The following is a 20,126-nucleotide window of genomic DNA, read 5'->3' on the forward strand; positions in this document are numbered from 1 at the left end:
ACGATACCGCGTCCGCCCGCCGCAGTGGCTGTGCCGTTGGTGGGGATTGGCATGCTGCCGGTACGATGAAGGTCCCGGCGCTTATGTGCGCCTGCAGCAACGGGTGCGCGGATGCGTGGTCTGGATTTCAGTTCCTGGCAGGGCCTGCTGTCGACGCTGTTCGGTCTGGCGATCATCACCTTGATCGGTGTCGGTATCCGTCTGCTGGTGATGCAGGCGGTGCAGCAGAAGCGTGAGGCTGCCAATCGCCAGATCAATGAGCGGCTCAAGACCCTGATCGCCGCCTACAAGACGCTAGGCGGTTCCTTTACGGGTGACCTAACTGTTGACCCAAGCCATCTGCGTGACCTGCGCCGACGTGCCGCCGAGCTGGCGCAGGGCGAGGCCGTCACCACCGCCGAGGGCGCGCTGCTGTTGCCGACGCCGGACCCGGGCGAGGCCGGTGAGCGTGCGCGGCGCATCCGCGATGCGGTGGAAGCGGCGCTGTCGGACGTGATCCTGCTCGGCACCGAGGACCAGGTGCGGCTGGCTGCGCGCGCTGCCACCGACATGGTCGACGGTCGCCCCATCCACACCGCCGAGCTGGTGGTGTCGCTGCGTGACTTCATCCGCAGCGTGCTGGACCTGGAGGTGATTCCGGCGGCGGTCGTGATACCCAGGCAAGGGCCGTCGCGCCCGGCCAGCAGCGGTGGCAACAAGGGCGGCGGCAAGGCCGCAGACAAGGACGGTGGCGGCGCAGGCAAGGGCGGTGCCGGCGGTGGCATGGGCGGGATGGGCGCCGGCATGGGCATGGGCGCGGGTCTGGGTTACGGCGCAGGGCGCGGTGCCGAGGACAACGAGACGCGTTAGCGGCGGGCGCCCGGGCAGGCAGGGAATCAGGCACGGCTTGGCCCCTGCCCGCGCAGCAACTCAGGCGATGCGTTCGACCCGGCATTGCCGGCACAGCGGATAGTTTTCCAGCAACGGCAGGATCGCCGCATGCATGCGCTCGAAGCTTTCGCCATACATGTACAGCGCGGTTTCGGTGGGCCCCTGCCAGTGGCTGTTGACCATGCCGATGCCTTGCAGGCGGCGCTCACATTCGTCATGCACGTGGTTGGAATCGCATACCTCGTAAATCTCCGCCGGTAGTGCAGTGCCATTGAGGTAGAGCGCCAGGCCTTCGTGCCGGCCCAGGGCGATGCGCTTGCAGTCCGAGCCGGCAACCATGTAAGAACCCTTCGGGGCCAGCATCGCCTCGAACAGACGGCCGACCATGGCGATCATCTCGGCGCTGAGATCATCCACGCGCACTTCGATGTCACAGGCAGCGACCTCGCCATTGTCGGCAAGCAAGGTGCCACCGCCCATGACTTCAGCACCAAGATCATGCGCATTGCAGGCGTCGCTGAACGCGTCCTCCAGATCTGCGCGATGCATCGGCTGCAGGCGCGCATTGAGCGTCACGATGACGACGCCCGCGGTTTTCTTCCTGAACATTCCCAACATTGCAAACTCCGGCGCACAAGGAACGGGCGTTCCCAGCCACGGCCGGTCAGCATCCCCCTGCGCGCAGTATGGGCAGGGGGATGTGCAGGCCAAGTGCAGAATTTGCGAACTGGTTCACAGTGGATTGGCCGTTCAGTCTCGCCAACCAGCTGCTGGGGCTGTCGTTGTGGATGCTGCTACGGCAGGTTGCCGTCCCCGCCGGAAGGGCGGGTTTTCCAGCCGCCAGCAATGCAGTTTGCCTTGCTTATTTCCAGCGCGACTTGCCGCGGATGTAGCGCGCCGCATCTTCCAACGAACTGGGCAGGTACTCCGACCACAGGTTTGGCGGATAGGCATTCTGGTAGGTGTCGTAGACGTCGCGGAACAGATCCATGTGCACGACAGGCTGGCGCTTGCGCGCACGCAGCTCGGCAATCGGCACGCGGCCCAGCACCAGCGTTTCTTCCTTGCTCTGCGCCTCGGCAACGATCTTTCCGCTGGGATCGTAAAGCGCGGTGCCGCCTGAACCCGGATCATCGAAGTACGGTCCGTTGTCCGGCGAGATCGAGTTGTTGACGATGGACGAGTAGACGCCGTTGTACATCGCGCACGCAGCGATATCCATGTCCGAGAAACCACCGGAGGCGGTGCGCAGGAACACCTCGGCACCCTTGAACGCCATTGCCCGGAACAGCTCCGGCTCACGCTGTGTCGAGCTGGTGCAGATATTTCCCAGCGGCGTGCGCGTCACCGGAACTACTGCATCACGGCCGTACATTTCCACGTAGCGATCAAGCACGTCGTAAGTGGTGGTAGTGAATAGTTCGAAATCCGGGAACGCACCCTTGAGGTTGCGCGCCTTCCAGTGCTTGTCCACGATCTCGCCCTTGTCATTCATGATCGTGGTGATCGACAACACGTGGCCCGGCCAATCCGGATCGGTGGCATAGGCACCGAACACGATCCAGGTGCCGTACTGGCGTGCCTTGGCGGCAATGGCTTCGGTTTCTGCACCGGGAATGGTGATCGCGAACTTGAGGATTTCGTCGCGGGTCCACTTGCGCCAACCGCTGAGCGGGAATTCGTGGAATTGCAGCAGGTCGGGTTTGGCGTGGTAGTGCGCCTTGTCGATGAGCTCGAGCATATGCGCCAGGTTGCGCTTGCTGCCGGCCTTCCACTCCCTGGCATCGAAGCTGTGCACGCGTGATTGCACCAGTCCAAGCGTCCATGCCGGCTTGGCCAGTTCAACCGTGGCGTAAGTGCCGTCGGTACGCTCGTTGAGCGCGTCCGGGCCCTTGCCCATGGCCGCCTGTGCAGGTGCTGAAGTGCTGAGCAGGGTGGGTCCAACAGCGCCGAGTGCGGCCAGGCCGGCGGCGCTGCCGAGGAAATGTCTGCGGGTGTTGCTCATTGCTTGCCTCAAAGGATGGGCGGCGTGGATCATCTTGGTTGCAGTTGCAGTTGCAGTTGCAGTTGCAGTTGCAGTTGCAGTTGCAGTTGCAGTTGCAGTTGCAGTTGCAGTTGCTTGTGCCGTTGCAGTTGCTTGTGCCGTTGCTTCTCCCGCTTGCGGGAGAAGGTGCCCCGAAGGGGCGGATGAGGGGAGCTTCAAAAGCTTCAAAAGCTTCAAAAGCTTCAAAAGCTTTCAAAGCGCTGGGTTCGCTTGCTAGAAGCTTCCCCTCACCCCAACCCCTCTCCCGCAGGCGGGAGAGGGGCTCAAGCAGCAGCTGCAGCTTCAGATCAAATCGCGTCGCCGTAAAAGCTCTCGCCCTTGATCTTCTGCCAGTCGCGGCTCACAAACTTCTCGTCAATCTGCGTGCGCTGTACCAGTACGCCGCGCTTGTACCAATGCCAGATGCGGTTGCGCAGCTGGCCGCAGTCGGACAGCTGGATCATTTCGTACAGCTCCAGGCCGTCCTCACCCTTGCGCTGCCAATACAGCATCAAGGTGCGGTGATGGTCGTCCTCCGGGATTTCGGTGCACCAACCGTAAATCAATTCATTGTCGAAAATGATGCGGCCGAACAGGTAGGACGTCGGGAAGTCACGTACTTCGGTCTTGCCGTCCGCCCAGCTGTAGTGATTGGTCTGGTGGTACGGCGCCTTCTCGTCGCCAGTAATGCGGCAGATCAGGCGCGATTTGTGCTCGTCAATCTTGTCGCCATTGGCATCGTAGTAACGGTACACGCCATCCCAGACGCCCTCATGGCGGGCGAGGGCGGGCATGTGCTTGGCCAGATCGGTCATGTGCTTTCCTTGGTTGTGGTCTTTGATGGGCGACGCTGTTGCGTCTTACTGGTCGCGAAGTTCATCCATGACTTCTTCCATCGGCACGTCCATAGCACCGCCTTCCAACGCTTCGGTTTCCTGCTGCACGATGCGCAGTACCCGGGCGATGTATTCCTTCATCCACAGCGTGCGCTGCGCCTCCGCTTCACGGTCCGGGCGGAACTTGTCCAGTTCCTCGCGGCTGAGCAGGCCCTTCTGTTCGATCAGGCGTTCCAGCGCGTCCAGTCGCTGATGGGTCACCGCGTTCTCCATCGCGATGGCCATGGCGATGGACAGCACGCGCTCCACGTCCGGGTCCTTGAAAAAGTACGGGCGCTTGCCGCGGGCGCGGCTGCCGGCCAAGGCGATCGGATCGATGCTCATGCTTTCCAGGCTCCAAACATGGTCCACAGCGCGGCACGGCCATGGTCTTCGCCGCTCTCGCTGGCGACCGGGAAGATGTCCCGGTCCACCACGCCGCGGACCTTGGTTTCGAAATAGCGCTCGGCGTCGAAGCCGGCCGACGCCATCATCTGGCGCAGGTCGTACTCGTGCATCACGCTCCAGAACGGCTCGTTGTTGTTGTACGCATCCCAGTCGCGGATGAACTGCTCGTAGGGGTCCATGCCGTGGTACTGCGGCTGTTCCAGGTGTGCGGTGAGGCCGCCACTGGCCAGCAGGCGCTGGATCTCGCGCAGCTTGCGCGGCATCGCCGTGGACGAGCTCTCGTGCCAGAACATGGCGGTGGTGATCAGGTCGAAATGGCCGTCGGGGTAATCCAGCGCTTCGCCGTTGGCCTGGCGGAACGTGATGTTGTTGACGCCAAGCGCCCGTGCGCGCGCATGCGCGTAGCGGAGCATCGGTGCGGCCACATCGATGGCGATCACTTCGGCATCCGGGAAGGCCTGCGCCAACGGCACGATGTTGTGCCCGACGGTGCAGCCGATATCGAGGATGCGGCGTGGCTTGAACCCAGGATGCTGCTCCTGCAGCCACTGCGCCAAGGCCTGGCCGCCGCCGTCGTTGTAACGGCCAAGCATGCCGCCGGTGGTCGCGAAGATGCCGCAGTCGTAGTTGGCGGCGGCGGACACGTCATCGGCCAGCAGTTCGGTGTGGTACCCGCCCGGCATGCAATGGATGTCGACCGCGCTGGAATAGCGCGGCACCTTTACCAACGCATCCAGCTGCAGGCCGTCGTCGCTGGCGTTGAGTGCGCGGGTCTTCTCGATCAGCGCATCCACCTGCTTGAGCACCAGGCCGCGACCGGCCTGCTGGCGCATTTCCATGCTGCTGCGGCGCAGGGCGCTCCAGGTCTGGTAGATGCCGTCGTTGGCCATGGCCTTGCGGACTTCGTGGCGGGTTTCGGGGGCGCGCCCCTTTTCTTTCTCGAAGGCCGGCTTCACCCGCTGCTCGTAGGCCAGCTTGACCTTCGGACTGAGTTGCGTCGCCAGGTAGCCATTGAGGTTGGCGAGGAAGTCGAAGCGTGCGGTGTCATCCAGCGCGCTGTCAGGGAACACCGCGTGGCGGCCCACGTGTTGCCAACTCGGTGGCAGGGCTTGCTGGCTCATGGCAACTCCTGGTGGCTTCAAGTTCTAAAGTTATATCTATATGTCATGGCGATCAGTGCAGGGTCAAGTGGTGGGCTGATACCAGCCGCGCGGATGTCATTGCGTAGGCGGCGGCCCTGCAAACCCAGCCGATCGTGCATGCAGTGACCGGCAGAATCCCGAATCTCTCAAATGTCCGGACAAAAAGCCAGTGCCGTCTTTCATGCCGCTGGCAGAAGGGTTTCTGGTGCGAAGCAACATCCTGCGCAGTCCCGCCAGCGGCGGCCGCCGTGTCGTTTTCAGGCGCGCCAGCATGGCTGTGGCATTCGCGGAATAGGTGTTACAAATGATTGGACATTCATGTACTAATGATATAGCTATATGTCATCTTGGATGGGTCAACAGGCCTGTCTTCCGTGGTCCGGAGCAGGCCGGCGCATCGGCTTCATCGCTCCACTTCAACCGGGGGTTGGACGTGATTCGAATGTCATCGGTTTTGCTGGCTGCCGCAATCGCACTTTCGCCACAGGCAAAAGCGCTGGATCTGCAGTCCGAACAAGGCAGCGTCGAGGCGATGGTCAAGCTGCGTTGCTCGCTGGACCCCAAGCAGGAAGAGATCCTGTGGTGGGCCGGCACGCTGTTCGCACAGGAGCCGGGCAAGAAAGCCGCGCCGCTGATGGGCTTCGAGGGCTACAACATCTGCCGTGCCGAGAAGCAGGCAGATGGCGTGTGGCGGCTGTACACCCGCGAGCTCACCTTCTACCGCGACCTGGCTACCGGCAAGATCATCGACAGCTGGGACAACCCGCTATCCGGCGAGCGCAATGAGGTACTGCAGGTAGCCAACGATCCGGTCAACACCGTGATCAACGCACCGGGCCGCCCGATGCACTTGCCATGGGTGGAAGCAGGTGACCAGGTGATGCTGACCCTCAACATTCCGCTGGCCTATCCCAACCCGCTGCAGCCTACGGAATTCCCGGCCGAATCGACCGGGCCGACCTACATGGGCTCGGAACATTTCATGTTCTTCGCGCCGCGCGCCGACCTCGAGAATCCAGCACTGAAGAGCGTGCCGGTGACCTACGGCTGGACCCGCGTCGGGCCGTGGTTGCCGTGGATGAAGCTGGGCATGCGCCCGGGCAACCTGCTGTACATCGCGCAGGGCAACAAGCGCAGCTCGGTCGATGAGCTGCCGGCCGACATCCAGCAACTCGTGCGTAGCCGCTACCCGGAATATGCACGCGCACCCGAAACCTGGGTGCAGCCCAACGTCACCAGCTGGAGCTACTACAAGCAGCTCAAGCAGGGCGCGGCGGCGAAAAAGCAGGACTGAAGTACGGAAGCACTGGACGGAACCCTCCCCCAAAGACGGCGCATCCATCCTCCCAACCCGTTCCGATCAAACTTTCCAGTCGGTAGACCATGAAAACCATCAAGCCAGACCTGCTGTGCTCATCGATCGCCTTGGCACTCTTGCTGTGCGCCGGCAACGCCGCCGCTGCAGACGCTGACCAATCGACGCCGCCGCCGGCAGCCAACAGTGACGCCGTACAGAGCCTTGACCAGATCACAGTGACCGCGCGCGGTGTATCCGAGCCGCTGCAGCAGATGCCATTGCCGATCACCGCCATGTCGGCGCAGACCATCGAAAAAAAGGGTCTTGTGGATGTGCGTGACATCGCCAACCTGTCGCCGAGTTTCTCGTTCAAGTCCGGCTACGGTCGCGGCTTTGATCGCCCGGTGATCCGTGGCATGTCCAATATCCAGGGTGAGGCCAATGCCTCGTTCTTCATCGACGGCATCTTCGTCGAGGGCGATATCTCCAGTTACGGGCTGGAGAACATCCAGCGCGTGGAGGTGATCCGTGGGCCGCAGTCGGCTGCATTCGGTCGCCGTACATTCTCTGGCGCGGTGAACTTCATCACCAAGCGCCCTGGCAGCGAACCTGGGGGCAAGGTCACCCTGGGCGCAGGCAATTACGGCCAGGAGAAAATGAGTGTGTTCTACTCCGGCGGTACAGAGGATGGGGCATTCGGCTACGACCTGAGCCTCAACAAGCGCGGTAATGATGGCGTGTTCTACAACAATGCCTCGGGCCGCAAAGACCTCAACGGCATCGAGACCATCAGTGGCATGGCGGCGATTGCCTGGTCACCCACCGACGCGCTGGACATCACCGCGCGGGTGATGAAGCAGAAGAGCCGCGACCAGCACTTCGCCGTCGCGCGCCTCGGCAGCGAAAACCTGAATTGCTACCTGCCGGAATACACCGGTGGCCTGTATTTCGGCCTGTATCCGATCCTGGAGTCGCGTCGCCGCGGTTATTACTGTGGCGAGTTGAAGGCGCCGTCGGACTACGCACTCAATACCAGGGAATTCGAGAGCGCCGGCTACTTCGCCGGGCGCAAGAGCGATCTGCTGCGCACCAGTGTAGTGGTGGACTATCTGTTCTCCAATGGCTGGAACCTGACCTCTACATCGGCCTACAACAAGAGTGAAACCTACGCCGCCAGCGATCAGGACTACAGCACCATCCGCGGTTACGGCGGCGCATTCGAGAGCTTCGCCAACAGCGGCGTCAAGAACTGGTCGCAGGACATCCGTTTGACCAGCGACCAGAGTCTTGCCGTGTCCGGCATGCTCGGTGCGTACTACTACGAGCAGAACGCGCAGCCGGGTTGGGGCGGCGACCTGACCGGTTACACAATCGGTGGCAGCAAGGTGGTCACGCCGATCCCGACCAATCCCGATGACCAGACCGCCAACAAGGCGCTCTATGGCCTGATCAACTGGCACATCAACGACCAGTGGACGACCTCGCTGGAAGGCCGCTACGCGCGCGATGAAATCAGCAAGGGCGGTACCGATGTGCGTGTACTCGGTGCCAATACCTATCGCCAGACGTATGCGCTGGACAAGACCTTCAGCAGCTTTACCCCGCGCTGGACGCTGAGCTATCAGGCGCGTGAAAACGTCAATCTGTATGGCTTGGTGTCCAAGGGCAACAAGCCGGGCGGCTTCAACACCGACGTCTACCGCGCCGACTTCCTCGAGTCCGAGCGCGATGCGCTGATCGCACGCGGACTGAATACCTTCAAGGAAGAAGAGGCCTGGAACTACGAGCTGGGCATGAAGAGCGACTGGCTGGACGGCACCCTGCGCGTCAATGCCAACATCTACCAGATCGACTGGACCAACCAGCAGCTGACCGAAACCGGTCCGGTGATCCGCAAGAATGGCTCGCTGTTCTCCACCAGCTATACCACCAATGTCGGCGAATCCCGCATCCGCGGCTTCGAGCTGGAAAGCCAGTGGGCGTTCGCACAGGGCTGGCTGGCCAGCCTGGCTTACTCGTTCACCGATGCCGAGATCCTGAAGTTCATCAGCCAGGACCAGGCGGATCTGTTCTCCAGCAGCAACGCGCCGACCTTGGCCGATCCGGCTGCCGATGCCGCCGGCGCCACGCTGCCACGCGTTCCAAAGCACAAGGCCACGCTCGGCCTGATGTACGACGGTGCGCTGTCCAACGGATGGCAGTACACCGCCAACATGGACGTGAACTACGAAGGCAAGCGCTACATCCAGGTCGACAACCTGGCTTACATCGGCGCCTCGACCCGTACCAACTTCCGCTTCAGCATCCGCCCGACCGAGCAGCTGCAGGTGTCGGCCTACGTCAACAACGCATTCAACGACCGCACCCTGGAAGACGCACAGCGGACCATCAATCCGGATGCCTATATAGCCGTGCCTGCAGTACCGCCGTTGACTGGATTGGCGGTGACCAATCTGCGTGATTTCGGTCTGACGCCCTCGTTGCCACGGATGTATGGCGTAGAGGTCAGTTACAAGTTCTGAGGGAGGGCATGGGCTGGGAGGGTGCGATGCGCCGTCCCAGTCTGCGCTTGATTGGCTTTACCGACGCACCATCAGATCTTCATTCCCGCGCAGGCGGGAATGAAGGCATTTGAAGTAGAAGCAACCGCTAAGCAAAGCACCCCGCAACTCCGCAGGCAGCCCCAATGCAACGACGCGATTTCATCAAGGGAGTTTCTGGCATGGCCGCACTGTCGCTGCTGCCTGGCATGCTGCACGCCAGGATTCCCAGCAGTGACGTCATCGTCGTAGGCGCTGGGTTGGCAGGGCTCGCCGCCGCACATGCACTGGAAGCTGGTGGTGCCCGCGTCACCGTTCTGGAAGCCAATCCGCGCGTCGGTGGCCGCCTGCAGACGGTGGAGCGCAACGGCATCCGCTTTGAAATCGGCGGCGTCGAAGTAGGTAGCGGCTACGATCGCGTACACGCCCATGCCAAGCGCGTTGGTGTAGGCATCGTGCCGCCATCTGCCGCCTTGCCGACCGCCGCTGGGTTGGGCCTGGCCATCGGCGATACGCTGGTGCCGGCTACATCATGGGGCGAAAGTCCACTCAATACCCTGCAAGGCCGTGAACGCGCCCTGTTGCCGCCGCTTCTGTTGGCCACGGCCATGGGCGAGCTTGGCCTGCCGGCATTGGACAGCTGGCGCGACCCCGCCAATCTCTCGCTGGATATCCCCTTGTCGCAGTTGATCGCCAGCAAGGGCTGGTCGCCGCAGGCGCTGCAGTGGATGGATATCGGCAACAGCTTTTCTTCGCTGCAATCGATCAGCGCGCTCGATGCACTGCGCCGCGATGCCCTGCGCCGTTTCGGCTCGAAAGGTACCGGCTGGGTGCAGGGCGGCAGCCAGGCGCTGCCGGAGGCGATGGCTGCGTCGCTCGCGCAGCCGCCTGTGCTCGACGCCCAGGTCACCCGCGTCGAATCCGTGCGCGGCAAACTGGAAGTCCGTTGCGCCGATGGCCGCCGCTTCCGTGCCGCGCATCTGGTGCTGGCCCTGCCCAGCGGCCCACTCAGCCGCATCGTCATTGATCCCGCGCCGCCGGTCGCACAGCAGGAGGTCTGGTCGGCGCGCCGCTCCAACGCCGTCACCACCATTCACCTGCAGCCCACCCGCAGATTCTGGGAAGACGATGGCCTGCCGCTGTCGCTATGGGGCGATGGCCCGCTGCAGCGCGTGTTTGCCGTGCCCGGCGCCGATGGCCAGATCAACCGCCTGATCGTCTGGCTCAACGGCGCCATGGCCCAACAGGCCGATCAGCTCGACCGCGAGGCCCGCTACGCCTGGGCCATCAACGCCATGCAACGGCTGCGGCCGGGCTCCAAGGGCGCGCTGCTGCCATTGGAGACCCGCAGCTGGGGCAATGATCCGCTGGCCGATGGCGCGTTTTCGGAGATCGCGCCGGGCCATTTCGCGCAGACCATGCGCTGGGCCAATACCCCGTTCGGGCGCATCCACTTCGCCGGCGAGCAGACCGAACTGCAGGTTCCGGGCATGGAAGCGGCCGTAACCTCGGGTGAGCGTGCAGCTGCAGCAATTCTTTCGGCCTGATTGAACTACCTTATCCCCTACCTTCCGGGCGCGGATGCGCCTTCCAGAGACAGTAATGAGCCTGAAGACACTGAACCCCTACGATTTGTTCGACGTGCGTTCGCTGCTGAGCGAGGAAGAACGCGCTGTACAGGATTCCGTTGCGCGCTTCACCGATGAGCGTGTGCTGCCGATCATTGGTGACTGCTTCGACCAGGGCCGCTTCCCGACCGAGCTGATCAGCGAGATCGCCGACATGGGCCTGCTGGGCAGCTCGCTGCCGGAGCAGTACGGCGGCGCAAGCTTGAACAGCGTCAGCTACGGCTTGATCTGCCAGGAACTGGAGCGCGGTGATTCCGGCATCCGCAGCTTCGTCTCGGTGCAGAGCTCGCTGTGCATGTACCCCATCTACGCCTACGGTTCGGAAGAGCAGCGCATGCGCTGGCTGCCGGACATGTCGCGCGGCAAGGTGATCGGCTGCTTCGGCCTGACCGAAGCCCATGGCGGTTCCGACCCGGCCAGCATGAAGACCCGCGCAGTGAAGGACGGCGGCGATTGGGTGATCAACGGTTCCAAGATGTGGATCACCAATGGCTCGGTGGCCGATATCGCCATCGTCTGGGCCAATACCGACGAAGGCGTACAGGGCTTCGTCATCGAGAAGGGCACGCCGGGCTTCACCGCCCAGGAGATCAAGCACAAGATGAGTCTGCGTGCCTCGGTGACCGGCGCGCTGTTCTTCGACAACGTGCGCGTGCCCGATGCCAACCGCCTGCCCAACGTAAAGGGCCTGAAGGGGCCACTGGGCTGCCTCACCCAGGCCCGCTACGGCATCACCTGGGGCCCGCTCGGTGCGGCCATCGCCTGCCTGGACGAAGCGCTGGCCTATACCAAGGAACGCATCCTGTTCGGTCGCCCGGTGGCAGCCACCCAGAGTGCGCAGATCAAGATGGCCGACATGGCCCGTCGCATCACCGCCGGCCAGTTGCTGGTGTTGCAGCTTGGGCGGCTCAAGGACGCCGGGCAGATGCAGCCGCAGCAGGTCTCGCTGGCCAAGTGGAACAACTGCCGCCTGGCCATCGACATCGCCCGCGAATGCCGTGACCTGCTCGGCGGCGCAGGTATCACGACCGAGCACGGTGCGATCCGCCATGCGCTGAACTTGGAATCGGTAATCACGTATGAAGGTACCGAGACCGTGCACCAGCTTGTGATCGGCCGCGAGCTGACCGGCATCAACGCGTTCTGATGATGGACGGCCTGCACACCACAATGCAGGCCGTCTGCCTGCGGAACATCCCGCAGGGCCTGCCGCAGCTGCAGGACTTTGAAACCCAGCAGCTGCCGTTGCCGAGCCCCGGTGACGGCCAGCTGTTGGTGCAGGTGCAGTGGTTGTCCTTGGACCCGTTCCTGCGTGCGCAACTCGGTGGCCGCTACGCGGTACCGTGCCCGCCGCTGGGCAGCATCGTGCCGGGCTACGGCATTGGTACGGTGATCGCCGATCGCAGTGGTCGGTTTGCGCCCGGCGACGTGGTGACGGGAATGACAGGCTGGGCCGGGTTCGCGGTGATGGATGCCAACGCCACGGCGTTGGTTGATGCGACGTTGGCACCGGTTGGTACCTTCCTCGGTGTGCTTGGTGTCCCCGGCCTCACCGCGTGGGCGGGTGTGCGGAAAATCCTGCAGCCAAAAGCCGGCCAGACCATCCTGGTTTCCACTGCGGCCGGAGCGGTCGGCAGCGTCGTTGGACAGCTGTGCAAGGCAGCCGGTTGCCGCGTCGTTGGTATTGCTGGCAGTGCGCAGAAGTGTGCCATCGTCACCGATGAGTTCGGCTTCGATGCCTGCGTCAGCTACCGCGACCCGGATTTCATCAATGCGCTGCGTGCAGCGTGCCCGGACCGCATCGACGGCTACTTCGACAATGTCGGCGGTGCCGTGCTGGAAGCAGCACTGTCATTGCTGCGCCTGCATGCGCGCGTGGTGCTGTGTGGGCTCAGTGATCAGTACAACCGCGCAGAGCGCCCGGCTGGTCCCAACCTCGGGCCGGTGATTGGTGCGCGCGCACGCCTTGAAGGCCTGGTGGTCTACGACCATCTGGCCGACTTCGCGCAATGCCGCACTGAACTGGCGCAGATGATCGCCGCCGGCACGCTGCGCTACCGCGAGCATATCCACGACGGGCTGGCCTCCGCGCCGGCCGGTTTCATCGGCCTGCTCAATGGCGAGAACCTGGGCAAGGCGCTGGTACGGCTCTAAGGAACAGGCATGACCCAGATCCAACGGCGCTTCGCTTCCGTCAACGGACGGCAGGTGCACTACCGTATTGCCGGCAGCGGCCCGGCGTTGCTGTTGATCCACCAGTCACCGCAGAACTCGCGGATGTGGGCGCAGATGCAGCAACGCTACGCCGACCGCTATACGGTGATTGCGCCGGATACGCCCGGCTTCGGTTATTCCGATGCCTTGCCCGGCAACCCGATGACGATTGCCGAGTTCGGCGCGGCCACGCTGGAGTTCGTCGACGCCATTGGCCTGCAGCGCTTCGTGGTGTTCGGCATGCACACTGGTGGCTTGATCGCCACCTGGTTGGCCTGGGCGAATCCACAGCGTGTCGCCGCCTTGATTGTTGATGGCTACGCGGCCTTCACCCCGGAAGAGAGTGTGCTGTACGGCGATGCCTATCTGCCGCCGTTCGTGCCGCAGTGGGACGGCTCGCACCTGCGCTGGCTGTGGTCGCGCATGCGCGAGCAGAAGTATTACTTCCCGTGGTACGACGGCCGCGCCGACGCAGCAATGATGATTGCGCCGCAGACCACCGGGAGCACCCGCGAGACGGTGATGGACGTGTTGGATGTAGGCGATACCTATCGCGCCGGCTATGCGGCCGCGTTCCGCCACAACGATCACTTCTGGCTGCAGCAGCTGCAGATGCCGTCGTGGCTGGTCTACCGCCACGGCGATCCACTGCTCGCACACATGCCGCGTCTGCGCGATCTGCCCGCCAATGTGTCAGTGGTTGAAGAGCCCGCAGGCATCCCGGCGATGCTCGACCGAATGGATGCCTGGTTGTTGCAGGCGTTGGCTGACCAAGCAGCCTTCGTCAGTGGCAAGGCTGCAGCAACGAACAACCGTTGGCAGCGACGCATCATCGCCACCGCCAGCGGTGACATGGCGGTATGGGAGCGGGCAGGGCAGGGGCCGCTGCGCCTGCTCCTGCATGCGCCCGGCACCCGCCCGCTGGTGCCGCAGCAGCTTGATGACGATGACAGCGCGTGCTTGCTGCCGGATCTTCCCGGTCACGGCGCGTCCTGTGAGAGCGAAGCTGCCTTGGATGCCGCCAGCGTGGTCGCTGCCTTGATGGACGCAGTACGCGACAGCGCCGAACTGCCGTTGTTGATTGAAGCCCATGGTGCCGCCGCTGGTTACATTCCCGCCTTGGTGGATGGCTTGGGCGCGCGTGTCAGCGAAGTCGTCCTGCATTCGCCATGGCTGCTCAACGCAGAAGAACAGGCCTTGCTGCTGGATGGATTGCCAAGCACGCTCATTGACCGCGCGGGCGGCTATCTCTGCGACGCCTGGCAATGGGAGCGCGAGCGTCATCTGCTATGGCCATGGCTGCCACCAAGCGCTGCTGCGCGCCGCCGCGTCGATGCGCCTGCGCCCGCGCTGGTACACGCCAACGTTGTCGAACTGCTGCGCCTCGGCAGCCGCCTGCACGGCCTGCTGCGTGACGTCACCGCGCCGGACCTGGCCGCGCGCCTGCGCGCCTTGCCGGTGCCGCTGCGCGTCATCACCGATGCCGAATCCGATTACCAGGGGCGCGCTGCCGCCCTGTCCGCCTGAGCCGAAGGACTTCCATGAGCAACGACACCGCAACCGCCGTCATCGCCACGCTGCAGTCCAGCTGGGGCGGCAGCATCGTCACCGATGCCAGCGAGCTTGAGTACTACGCCACCGACGTCTACTCGCAGGGCCAGCCACTGCTGGCAGTGCTGCGCCCGAACGATGCACAGCAGCTCGCCACTGCGGTCAAACAGCTCACCGATGCCGGTGTCGCGGTGATCGCGCGCGGCGGTGGCATGAGCTACACCAGCGGCTACACCGCTGCACGGAGCCCAAGCGTGCTGGTGGATACCAGTTCGCTGGACAGGATCGTCGAGATCAACCTGGAAGACGCCTACGTCGTGGTCGAGGCCGGTGTCACCTGGCGTGCGCTGAAGGATGCGTTGGACGCCAAAGGCGTGCGCACGCCGTACTTCGGGCCGATGTCCGGTTCACACGCCACGGTCGGCGGCGGCATGTCGCAGGGCGCGGTGTTCCACGGCACTGCACGCTACGGTTGTTCGGCCGATGTGGTGCTGGGCCTGCAGGTGGTCACCGCCAATGGCGACATCCTCACCACCGGCTCGGCGGCCGCCGCCAATACCGCGCCGTTCTTCCGCTGGTACGGCCCGGACCTGACCGGCCTGTTCCTCGGCGATTGCGGCCTGCTCGGCATCAAGACCCGCATCGTGCTCAAGCTCATCCCCAAGCACACGCATATCGACTACCTGTCCTGGCAGTTCCCCACTGCTGATGGCCTGTTTGCCGCGCTTGGCGTGCTCGCTCGACATGGGCTTGCCAGCGAAACCGCGGCGTTCGACCCGGCGCTGACCCGCGTGCGCATGCGTCGCGCCGGGCTGTCCAGCGACGTCAAGGCGCTGGGCAACGTGATCAGGAAGGGTGGCCTTATCTCCGGCCTGAAGCTGGCGGTGAAGGGACGCGACATCGTCGACCAGGAGCAGTTCTCGCTGCACATCACCCTGGAAGGTGACAGCGCTGCCGAAGTAGCCGATCGCGTCGCGCGTGCGCGCAAGCTGGTGGGTGAGTTTGGTGAAAGCATCGAACCCTCCATCCCCAAGATGATGGCGGCCAATCCCTTTGCCGCCTGGAACTCCATGCTGGGCCCGCAGGGCGAGCGCTGGGCGCCGGTGCATGCGCTGGTACCGCATTCCAGGGCCACCAGCATGTTCAACGCGTTGCAGGCGCTGTTCGCGCGTGAGCAGGCGACGATGGACAAGCACGGCATCTTCATCGGCACCCTGCTGTCCAGCGTGGGTGCGCAGGTTGCGTTGATCGAACCCTGCATCTACTGGCCGGACAGCCACAACGCCTTCCACGTTCGCACCGTCGATGCCGACCACCGTGAGCGCATTGGCTGCCCGGGCGAGCACCTCGATGCCCGCGCTGCGGCCGACACGCTCAAGCGGCAGATCGCCGACACCATGCGCGCGCATGGCGCGGCCAATCTGCAGCTGGGCAAGTTCTATGACTATCGCGCCGGCCGCGACCCGGCCGCGCTGGCGGTGCTGGATGCCGTCAAAGCCCAGCTCGACCCCAAGGGCCTGATGAACCCCGGCGTGCTCAGTCGCTAAGCAGACCTGAGCCCTTCTCCCAGCGGGAGAGGGGTTGGGGAGAGGGCAGGCGCAGCCCATTGGGCAAACCCCCTTCATCCCAAGCAACACAGCCCAACGGCCAGGCCCAGCGCCTGGCCGTTCGCGTTCGTGCCATCAGAACCATTCACTCTGAACCCGTGGTTGCTGCCATGGCTGGCCGGTTTCCGTACCATCGGCAACAATATGCCCGCCTGATCCCACCCGGACGGCCCACGTTCGATGCAGATCGAACCGCCACCCGCATCCACCGAGACACTGTGAAGACACCCCAACAACTGCAGGTATTGATAGACGACGGCGTCATCGACGAGGTCCTGCGCCCGCTCAAGAGCGGCAAGGAAGCGGCGGTTTACGTCGTCCGCAGCGGCGATGAAGTGCGGTGTGCCAAGGTCTACAAGGACATGGCGCAGCGCAGCTTCCAGCAGCGCGTGCAGTACCAGGAAGGCCGCAAGGTGCGCGGCAGCCGCGAGGCCCGCGCCATCGGCAAGGCCAGCAATTACGGCCGCAAGCAGGCTGAAGCGGCATGGAAGAACACCGAGGTGGACGCGCTGTACCAGCTGCGTGACGCTGGCGTGCGCGTGCCCGAGCCGTTTGGTTATTTCCAGGGCGTGTTGGTGATGGAGTTGGTGACCGACGCCGAGGGCTACAGCGCCGCGCGCCTGGGCGAGGTGGAGCTGAGTGCCGAACAGGCCGCCGAATTCCACGCCGTGCTGGTCGAGCAGGTCAAGCTGATGCTGTGCTGCGGGCTGATCCACGGCGATCTGTCGCCGTACAATGTGCTGGTTGGGCCGGATGGTCCGGTGGTGATCGACTTCCCACAGGTGGTGAGTGCTGGCGGCAACAACGCCGCACGCACCATGTTGCTGCGCGACGTCAACAACCTCACTGCCTATCTCGGCCGCAGCGCACCCGCGCTGCTGGACACCTGGTACGGCGAGGAAATGTGGGAGTTGTTCCAGGCCGGCGACTTGTTGGCGGACACTGTGTTGAGCGGTGAATTCACCCCGGACGAACGCGCGGTGGACCTGGACAGCGTACGCCACGCCATCAACGATGCCCGCGAAGAAGCGCTGATCCGCCAGCAAGGCCGCGAAGCCGCCGCGGAAGAAGAAGGCTACTAAGGTAGTGCCGAGCCATGCTCGGCAGGGGCTTTCCAAACCATCCACCAGCCTCGTAGGAGCGGCGTAAGCCGCGAAGCCAGCAGCGCCGGAAAGGCCACAAAAGCCAACCCCACCCCAGCCCTCCCCTTTGCTACGCAAAAGGGAGGGGGCAGAAACGGTAGTGCCGAGCGGTGCTCGGCAGAGGCTTTACCGGTAACTCTCCTGCCGAGCTTGGCTCGGCACTACAGAACAGCGCTGGCCTCACTCATCGCCAAGCGATGATTCCTCACGCGGGTCCGCCAGCAGGAATGAATCATCTCCCGAAGCCGAGGTAACCCGCGCAGTGCCGCCATTGCGCAGCTCCCAATGCCAGGTCTCATACCGGGTGGTAAGCGTGCCACGCACGTAGCAAGGTCCGTGCAGGAAGAAATCGTGTTCCTGGCGTGGAGTGATCAGCACGGCGCTGCGGAAAAATGCACGCACTTGTGGCGCTTCGGGTTTGAACTCCTGGCACAAGGGCGCATCGCGCTCATTGTCGACGCCATTCCCGGTCACCACGATGTTGGACAAGCTGCCCAGCGGTCCGGGGCGCGTCGCGCAGGCGCCCAGCAGCACGGTGCTCATCACCAACAGGCAGGGGAGGGCCAGACGCGAGGTGGCTGTGGTCGGCGCGAAAATGTGGCTGATTCCGTTCGTCACGATGATGTGGTCCTTCGATGATCAATGCGTATGCGCGGAACAGGTCTCCGCAGCGCTGTTCCGTCACCAGCAATGGCTTCGGCGCCGAAATGCCGGCAAAGCATGCTTATGGCTGGGCGTCGGTTTGCAGTTGGTAACTTCCGGGCGCGCCAAGCGCCACGTTGAACACGCGCGGCTCCAGCGAATAGGCGTGAACCAGATTGAGCTGCAGCGTGTCATGGTCCAGCACCACGGTTCCGCTCCGCGCTGGGCATGACCAGAAACTGTCGGAGGCTTCCGCCAACGGCACCTTGGCAACCGGAGCGAGTGGCTTCCCCGGTGCAGCTGCTGCCAGCCATTCGATCCAGACACGGCATGACACGTGCTCGAAGCCGACGTTCTCCAGACGCACCCGATAGAGCCCTTGCTGTTCCCCCGCCTGCCAATGGCCGGAAGTGACGATGGCCACGGTGGCGGCATCATCGGTTGCTTCGCTTGCGGCGGCAGGTGCGGCGGCAAGCAGCAGGTACAACAGCATGGAGTGACTATTCATGTCAGAGATCGTCCTGGGGAATCAAGTTCAGCGTTTGGCAGGCGTGCGTTGCCTGCCAGACGATCATAGCGAAGTAAGCACGCCTTCCGCGGACTCCTCGGCCAGGACCAGGAAGTCGATGTAGAGCGAAACAATCGTGCCATCCGCGGCCAGTCCCCAGAACGCAGGGTAGGCGCCATCGCCATAGCCGCTGCTGGTGATAAGGCAATCGTTCGGAGACTTCAGCGAGAGCAGGGCTGGCGTGCCGCTTCCGGACCATTGCTGGAACGCCCGCTCATATGCGATGCGGCTCATTCCATCCAATGCTGCCATGTCGAAGATCGACAGGTTGCCGGCATCCACGCCATAGACACCATTGCCCTGGACGGTATTGGCGGCTTTCCAACTGGCCGCGGTAGCGCCTTCCTTGAAGCGGACGCGCACGCCGGCAACACGCCTGTCCAGATGCACGATCTGCACCGGATGACTGCCGCAGGGCGCTGACCTGTGCAAGGGCTGCACATCGGCAAGGTCGTAGCCGAAGTCAGTGATGGCGAGCGCGCCCGAGCTGACTGTCAGACGTCCCAGTTCCTGTACGGTGATGCTGCCGCTGACGGAATCGGTCTGCACGCTCCTGTCACCAAGCAACAGGCGGTTCTCATCCAACTGCAGTTCTTCGCCGGGTGCGATCAGCGGCGCATCGCCGCTTGCATCAGCCATGCGCTGGTGCAGCGTTGATGATGCGATGAGCATCTGCGCAGGCGGGTGAAGCAGGTCGAATATCCTGGCGATGCGCCAGCTTCCCCCGGCATCGCGTTGCAGGTCATAAACGTTGTAATGCGTCATTGGCGGCGCGGTCTTGGTGGTGAATACCTGCGCCAGGTCCCCATCAATCTCACAACCATCAAACGTGGTCGTGTCGGGTACGAAGTCGGGGTGAGAGCCGAAGTGGCCGCTGGAGCCGCACGTGCGCCCCTCGAGGAAATGAGCGGAGTCCACCTGCTCAACCAACTCGTGCCAGACCTTGAAGTCCACCTTCCGGCCCATCATCGCGCTGGCTTTTTCCCATTGCCGGTGCCAGTCGGCGATGAAGGCGACGACCCGATCCTGCGGCAACCCGGCAGCGGCGACGGAAACGGGCGACTGGGTAGCGTGCTCTATCGCAGGGCGCTTCCCGGTGAGGAAATCCAGGATCTTCTTCATGGGCAGAAAGTTCGTTGTGCGGTGATGCGCGCCCGTGTCTTGCTGAACAGCGACGCGCTGCAGTAGTTGATACGCATGGAGTAGACCGCGGCCAGATCAGTCATGTGCATCCGATAACCAGCGCGTGCTAGCATGGATGAAGCCGTGGCAGCAGTAGCCCGGGCCTTCGCAGGAGATCTGTGCGGTAACCCGTGTAGCTTCCTTGGCAAAGGTATAGCAGGCGACGGATATCTCCCCCTGTATGCTCAGCGCCGGTGCAGCGGATGGCCCGTAGCGAAGCGACAAGGCGTTCTCCAGTTGCTCGCAACAAGGGCCGAAATCCAACTCCGAGCTGAAAACAAGCTGCTCCAGGATGTTGTTCGGGTCTTCCGTGCAGGCCTGCATCAGTTCCGTTTCAATTTCGAATTCCTGGCCCAGCGTGAAGCCGTTGAGGAGAGGCATGTGGACCTGGCAACCTGCAGTTCAAGGTGAGTACCGTCCGATTGTATTCGCCGGTG

18 protein-coding genes are annotated in these 20,126 nt (G+C 63.5%); 9 read left to right on the forward strand and 9 right to left on the reverse strand.

All coding sequences use genetic code 11. The annotated features are described in order from the left end of the window. Window positions 1–111: 111 nt before the first annotated feature. Window positions 112–849 carry a hypothetical protein gene (locus tag Q5Z11_RS01100; RefSeq protein WP_303748318.1) on the forward strand — a complete coding sequence of 246 codons (738 nt, stop codon included), beginning with the start codon at window positions 112–114 and terminating at the stop codon, window positions 847–849. A 60-nt stretch (window positions 850–909) separates the two neighbouring features. On the opposite strand, the gene Q5Z11_RS01105 is transcribed toward Q5Z11_RS01100, so the two are convergent. From Q5Z11_RS01105 to Q5Z11_RS01125, 5 genes are all read right to left on the reverse strand, one after another. Further along, window positions 910–1,479, reverse strand: a complete 570-nt coding sequence (locus tag Q5Z11_RS01105) for a hypothetical protein (protein ID WP_303748319.1) — start codon at window positions 1,477–1,479, stop codon at window positions 910–912. A 253-nt stretch (window positions 1,480–1,732) separates the two neighbouring features. Next, entirely contained in the window at window positions 1,733–2,875 is a 1,143-nt protein-coding gene (locus Q5Z11_RS01110; protein ID WP_303748320.1) for a nitrilase-related carbon-nitrogen hydrolase, read from the reverse strand. A 326-nt stretch (window positions 2,876–3,201) separates the two neighbouring features. Further along, entirely contained in the window at window positions 3,202–3,708 is a 507-nt protein-coding gene (locus Q5Z11_RS01115; RefSeq protein WP_303748321.1) for a hypothetical protein, read from the reverse strand. A 45-nt stretch (window positions 3,709–3,753) separates the two neighbouring features. Continuing rightward, window positions 3,754–4,113, reverse strand: coding sequence for a hypothetical protein (locus Q5Z11_RS01120; RefSeq protein ID WP_303748322.1), 360 nt, complete (start codon window positions 4,111–4,113; stop codon window positions 3,754–3,756). Then, window positions 4,110–5,297: a class I SAM-dependent methyltransferase gene (locus Q5Z11_RS01125; RefSeq protein WP_303748323.1), complete on the reverse strand. Its 1,188-nt coding sequence runs from the start codon at window positions 5,295–5,297 to the stop codon at window positions 4,110–4,112. Before Q5Z11_RS01125 ends, Q5Z11_RS01120 begins: the two co-directional genes overlap by 4 nt. Before the next feature lie 463 nt (window positions 5,298–5,760). On the opposite strand from Q5Z11_RS01125, the gene Q5Z11_RS01130 reads away from it, so the two are divergent. The 8 genes from Q5Z11_RS01130 (at window position 5,761) to Q5Z11_RS01165 (ending at window position 17,237) form a co-directional block, all read left to right on the forward strand. Then, window positions 5,761–6,612 carry a DUF1838 family protein gene (locus tag Q5Z11_RS01130; protein ID WP_303748324.1) on the forward strand — a complete coding sequence of 284 codons (852 nt, stop codon included), beginning with the start codon at window positions 5,761–5,763 and terminating at the stop codon, window positions 6,610–6,612. A gap of 89 nt (window positions 6,613–6,701) precedes the next feature. Next, on the forward strand, window positions 6,702–9,137 hold the full coding sequence (locus Q5Z11_RS01135) for a TonB-dependent receptor (RefSeq protein WP_303748325.1): 2,436 nt from the start codon (window positions 6,702–6,704) through the stop codon (window positions 9,135–9,137). Window positions 9,138–9,301: 164 nt separating this feature from the next. Next, window positions 9,302–10,702 (forward strand): flavin monoamine oxidase family protein, encoded by a 1,401-nt coding sequence (locus tag Q5Z11_RS01140; protein WP_303748326.1) that lies wholly within the window; start codon window positions 9,302–9,304, stop codon window positions 10,700–10,702. 55 nt (window positions 10,703–10,757) lie between these two features. Beyond that, a complete protein-coding gene (locus Q5Z11_RS01145; protein WP_303748327.1) occupies window positions 10,758–11,930 on the forward strand; it encodes an acyl-CoA dehydrogenase family protein in 1,173 nt (390 codons plus the stop codon). Next, a complete protein-coding gene (locus Q5Z11_RS01150; RefSeq protein WP_303748328.1) occupies window positions 11,930–12,937 on the forward strand; it encodes an NADP-dependent oxidoreductase in 1,008 nt (335 codons plus the stop codon). The genes Q5Z11_RS01145 and Q5Z11_RS01150 overlap by 1 nt, the downstream gene beginning before the upstream one ends. Window positions 12,938–12,946: 9 nt before the next feature. After that, the gene (locus Q5Z11_RS01155) at window positions 12,947–14,524 is read left to right on the forward strand and encodes an alpha/beta hydrolase (RefSeq protein ID WP_303748329.1); all 1,578 of its coding nucleotides are present in this window, start codon (window positions 12,947–12,949) and stop codon (window positions 14,522–14,524) included. 14 nt (window positions 14,525–14,538) lie between these two features. Then, window positions 14,539–16,095 carry an FAD-binding oxidoreductase gene (locus Q5Z11_RS01160; protein WP_303748330.1) on the forward strand — a complete coding sequence of 519 codons (1,557 nt, stop codon included), beginning with the start codon at window positions 14,539–14,541 and terminating at the stop codon, window positions 16,093–16,095. 278 nt (window positions 16,096–16,373) lie between these two features. Further along, window positions 16,374–17,237 (forward strand): PA4780 family RIO1-like protein kinase, encoded by an 864-nt coding sequence (locus Q5Z11_RS01165; protein WP_303748331.1) that lies wholly within the window; start codon window positions 16,374–16,376, stop codon window positions 17,235–17,237. Between the two features lie 240 nt (window positions 17,238–17,477). Here Q5Z11_RS01165 and Q5Z11_RS01170 read toward each other — a convergent pair whose 3' ends face one another. From Q5Z11_RS01170 to Q5Z11_RS01185, 4 genes are all read right to left on the reverse strand, one after another. Continuing rightward, complete coding sequence (locus Q5Z11_RS01170; protein ID WP_303748332.1) at window positions 17,478–17,915, reverse strand: hypothetical protein; 438 nt, start codon at window positions 17,913–17,915, stop codon at window positions 17,478–17,480. Window positions 17,916–18,021: 106 nt separating this feature from the next. Next, window positions 18,022–18,447: a hypothetical protein gene (locus tag Q5Z11_RS01175; protein ID WP_303748333.1), complete on the reverse strand. Its 426-nt coding sequence runs from the start codon at window positions 18,445–18,447 to the stop codon at window positions 18,022–18,024. A gap of 63 nt (window positions 18,448–18,510) precedes the next feature. Next, window positions 18,511–19,629 carry a DUF4241 domain-containing protein gene (locus Q5Z11_RS01180; RefSeq protein WP_303748334.1) on the reverse strand — a complete coding sequence of 373 codons (1,119 nt, stop codon included), beginning with the start codon at window positions 19,627–19,629 and terminating at the stop codon, window positions 18,511–18,513. Between the two features lie 96 nt (window positions 19,630–19,725). Then, a complete protein-coding gene (locus Q5Z11_RS01185) occupies window positions 19,726–20,070 on the reverse strand; it encodes a hypothetical protein (protein WP_303748335.1) in 345 nt (114 codons plus the stop codon). Between the last annotated feature and the right edge of the window lie 56 nt (window positions 20,071–20,126).

The organism is Stenotrophomonas sp. 610A2 (genome assembly GCF_030549615.1).
Classification (GTDB): Bacteria; Pseudomonadota; Gammaproteobacteria; order Xanthomonadales; family Xanthomonadaceae; genus Stenotrophomonas; species Stenotrophomonas pigmentata.

Coding starts and splice junctions, on each gene's coding strand:
- Q5Z11_RS01145 (WP_303748327.1), top strand. CDS start 10,758: ATGAGCCTGAAGACACTGAACCCCTACGATTTGTTCGACGTGCGTTCG.
- Q5Z11_RS01135 (WP_303748325.1), top strand. CDS start 6,702: ATGAAAACCATCAAGCCAGACCTGCTGTGCTCATCGATCGCCTTGGCA.
- Q5Z11_RS01180 (WP_303748334.1), bottom strand. CDS start 19,629: ATGAAGAAGATCCTGGATTTCCTCACCGGGAAGCGCCCTGCGATAGAG.
- Q5Z11_RS01160 (WP_303748330.1), top strand. CDS start 14,539: ATGAGCAACGACACCGCAACCGCCGTCATCGCCACGCTGCAGTCCAGC.
- Q5Z11_RS01155 (WP_303748329.1), top strand. CDS start 12,947: ATGACCCAGATCCAACGGCGCTTCGCTTCCGTCAACGGACGGCAGGTG.
- Q5Z11_RS01175 (WP_303748333.1), bottom strand. CDS start 18,447: ATGAATAGTCACTCCATGCTGTTGTACCTGCTGCTTGCCGCCGCACCT.
- Q5Z11_RS01115 (WP_303748321.1), bottom strand. CDS start 3,708: ATGACCGATCTGGCCAAGCACATGCCCGCCCTCGCCCGCCATGAGGGC.
- Q5Z11_RS01140 (WP_303748326.1), top strand. CDS start 9,302: ATGCAACGACGCGATTTCATCAAGGGAGTTTCTGGCATGGCCGCACTG.
- Q5Z11_RS01100 (WP_303748318.1), top strand. CDS start 112: ATGCGTGGTCTGGATTTCAGTTCCTGGCAGGGCCTGCTGTCGACGCTG.
- Q5Z11_RS01105 (WP_303748319.1), bottom strand. CDS start 1,479: ATGTTCAGGAAGAAAACCGCGGGCGTCGTCATCGTGACGCTCAATGCG.
- Q5Z11_RS01110 (WP_303748320.1), bottom strand. CDS start 2,875: ATGAGCAACACCCGCAGACATTTCCTCGGCAGCGCCGCCGGCCTGGCC.
- Q5Z11_RS01150 (WP_303748328.1), top strand. CDS start 11,930: ATGATGGACGGCCTGCACACCACAATGCAGGCCGTCTGCCTGCGGAAC.
- Q5Z11_RS01130 (WP_303748324.1), top strand. CDS start 5,761: ATGTCATCGGTTTTGCTGGCTGCCGCAATCGCACTTTCGCCACAGGCA.
- Q5Z11_RS01125 (WP_303748323.1), bottom strand. CDS start 5,297: ATGAGCCAGCAAGCCCTGCCACCGAGTTGGCAACACGTGGGCCGCCAC.
- Q5Z11_RS01185 (WP_303748335.1), bottom strand. CDS start 20,070: ATGCCTCTCCTCAACGGCTTCACGCTGGGCCAGGAATTCGAAATTGAA.
- Q5Z11_RS01120 (WP_303748322.1), bottom strand. CDS start 4,113: ATGAGCATCGATCCGATCGCCTTGGCCGGCAGCCGCGCCCGCGGCAAG.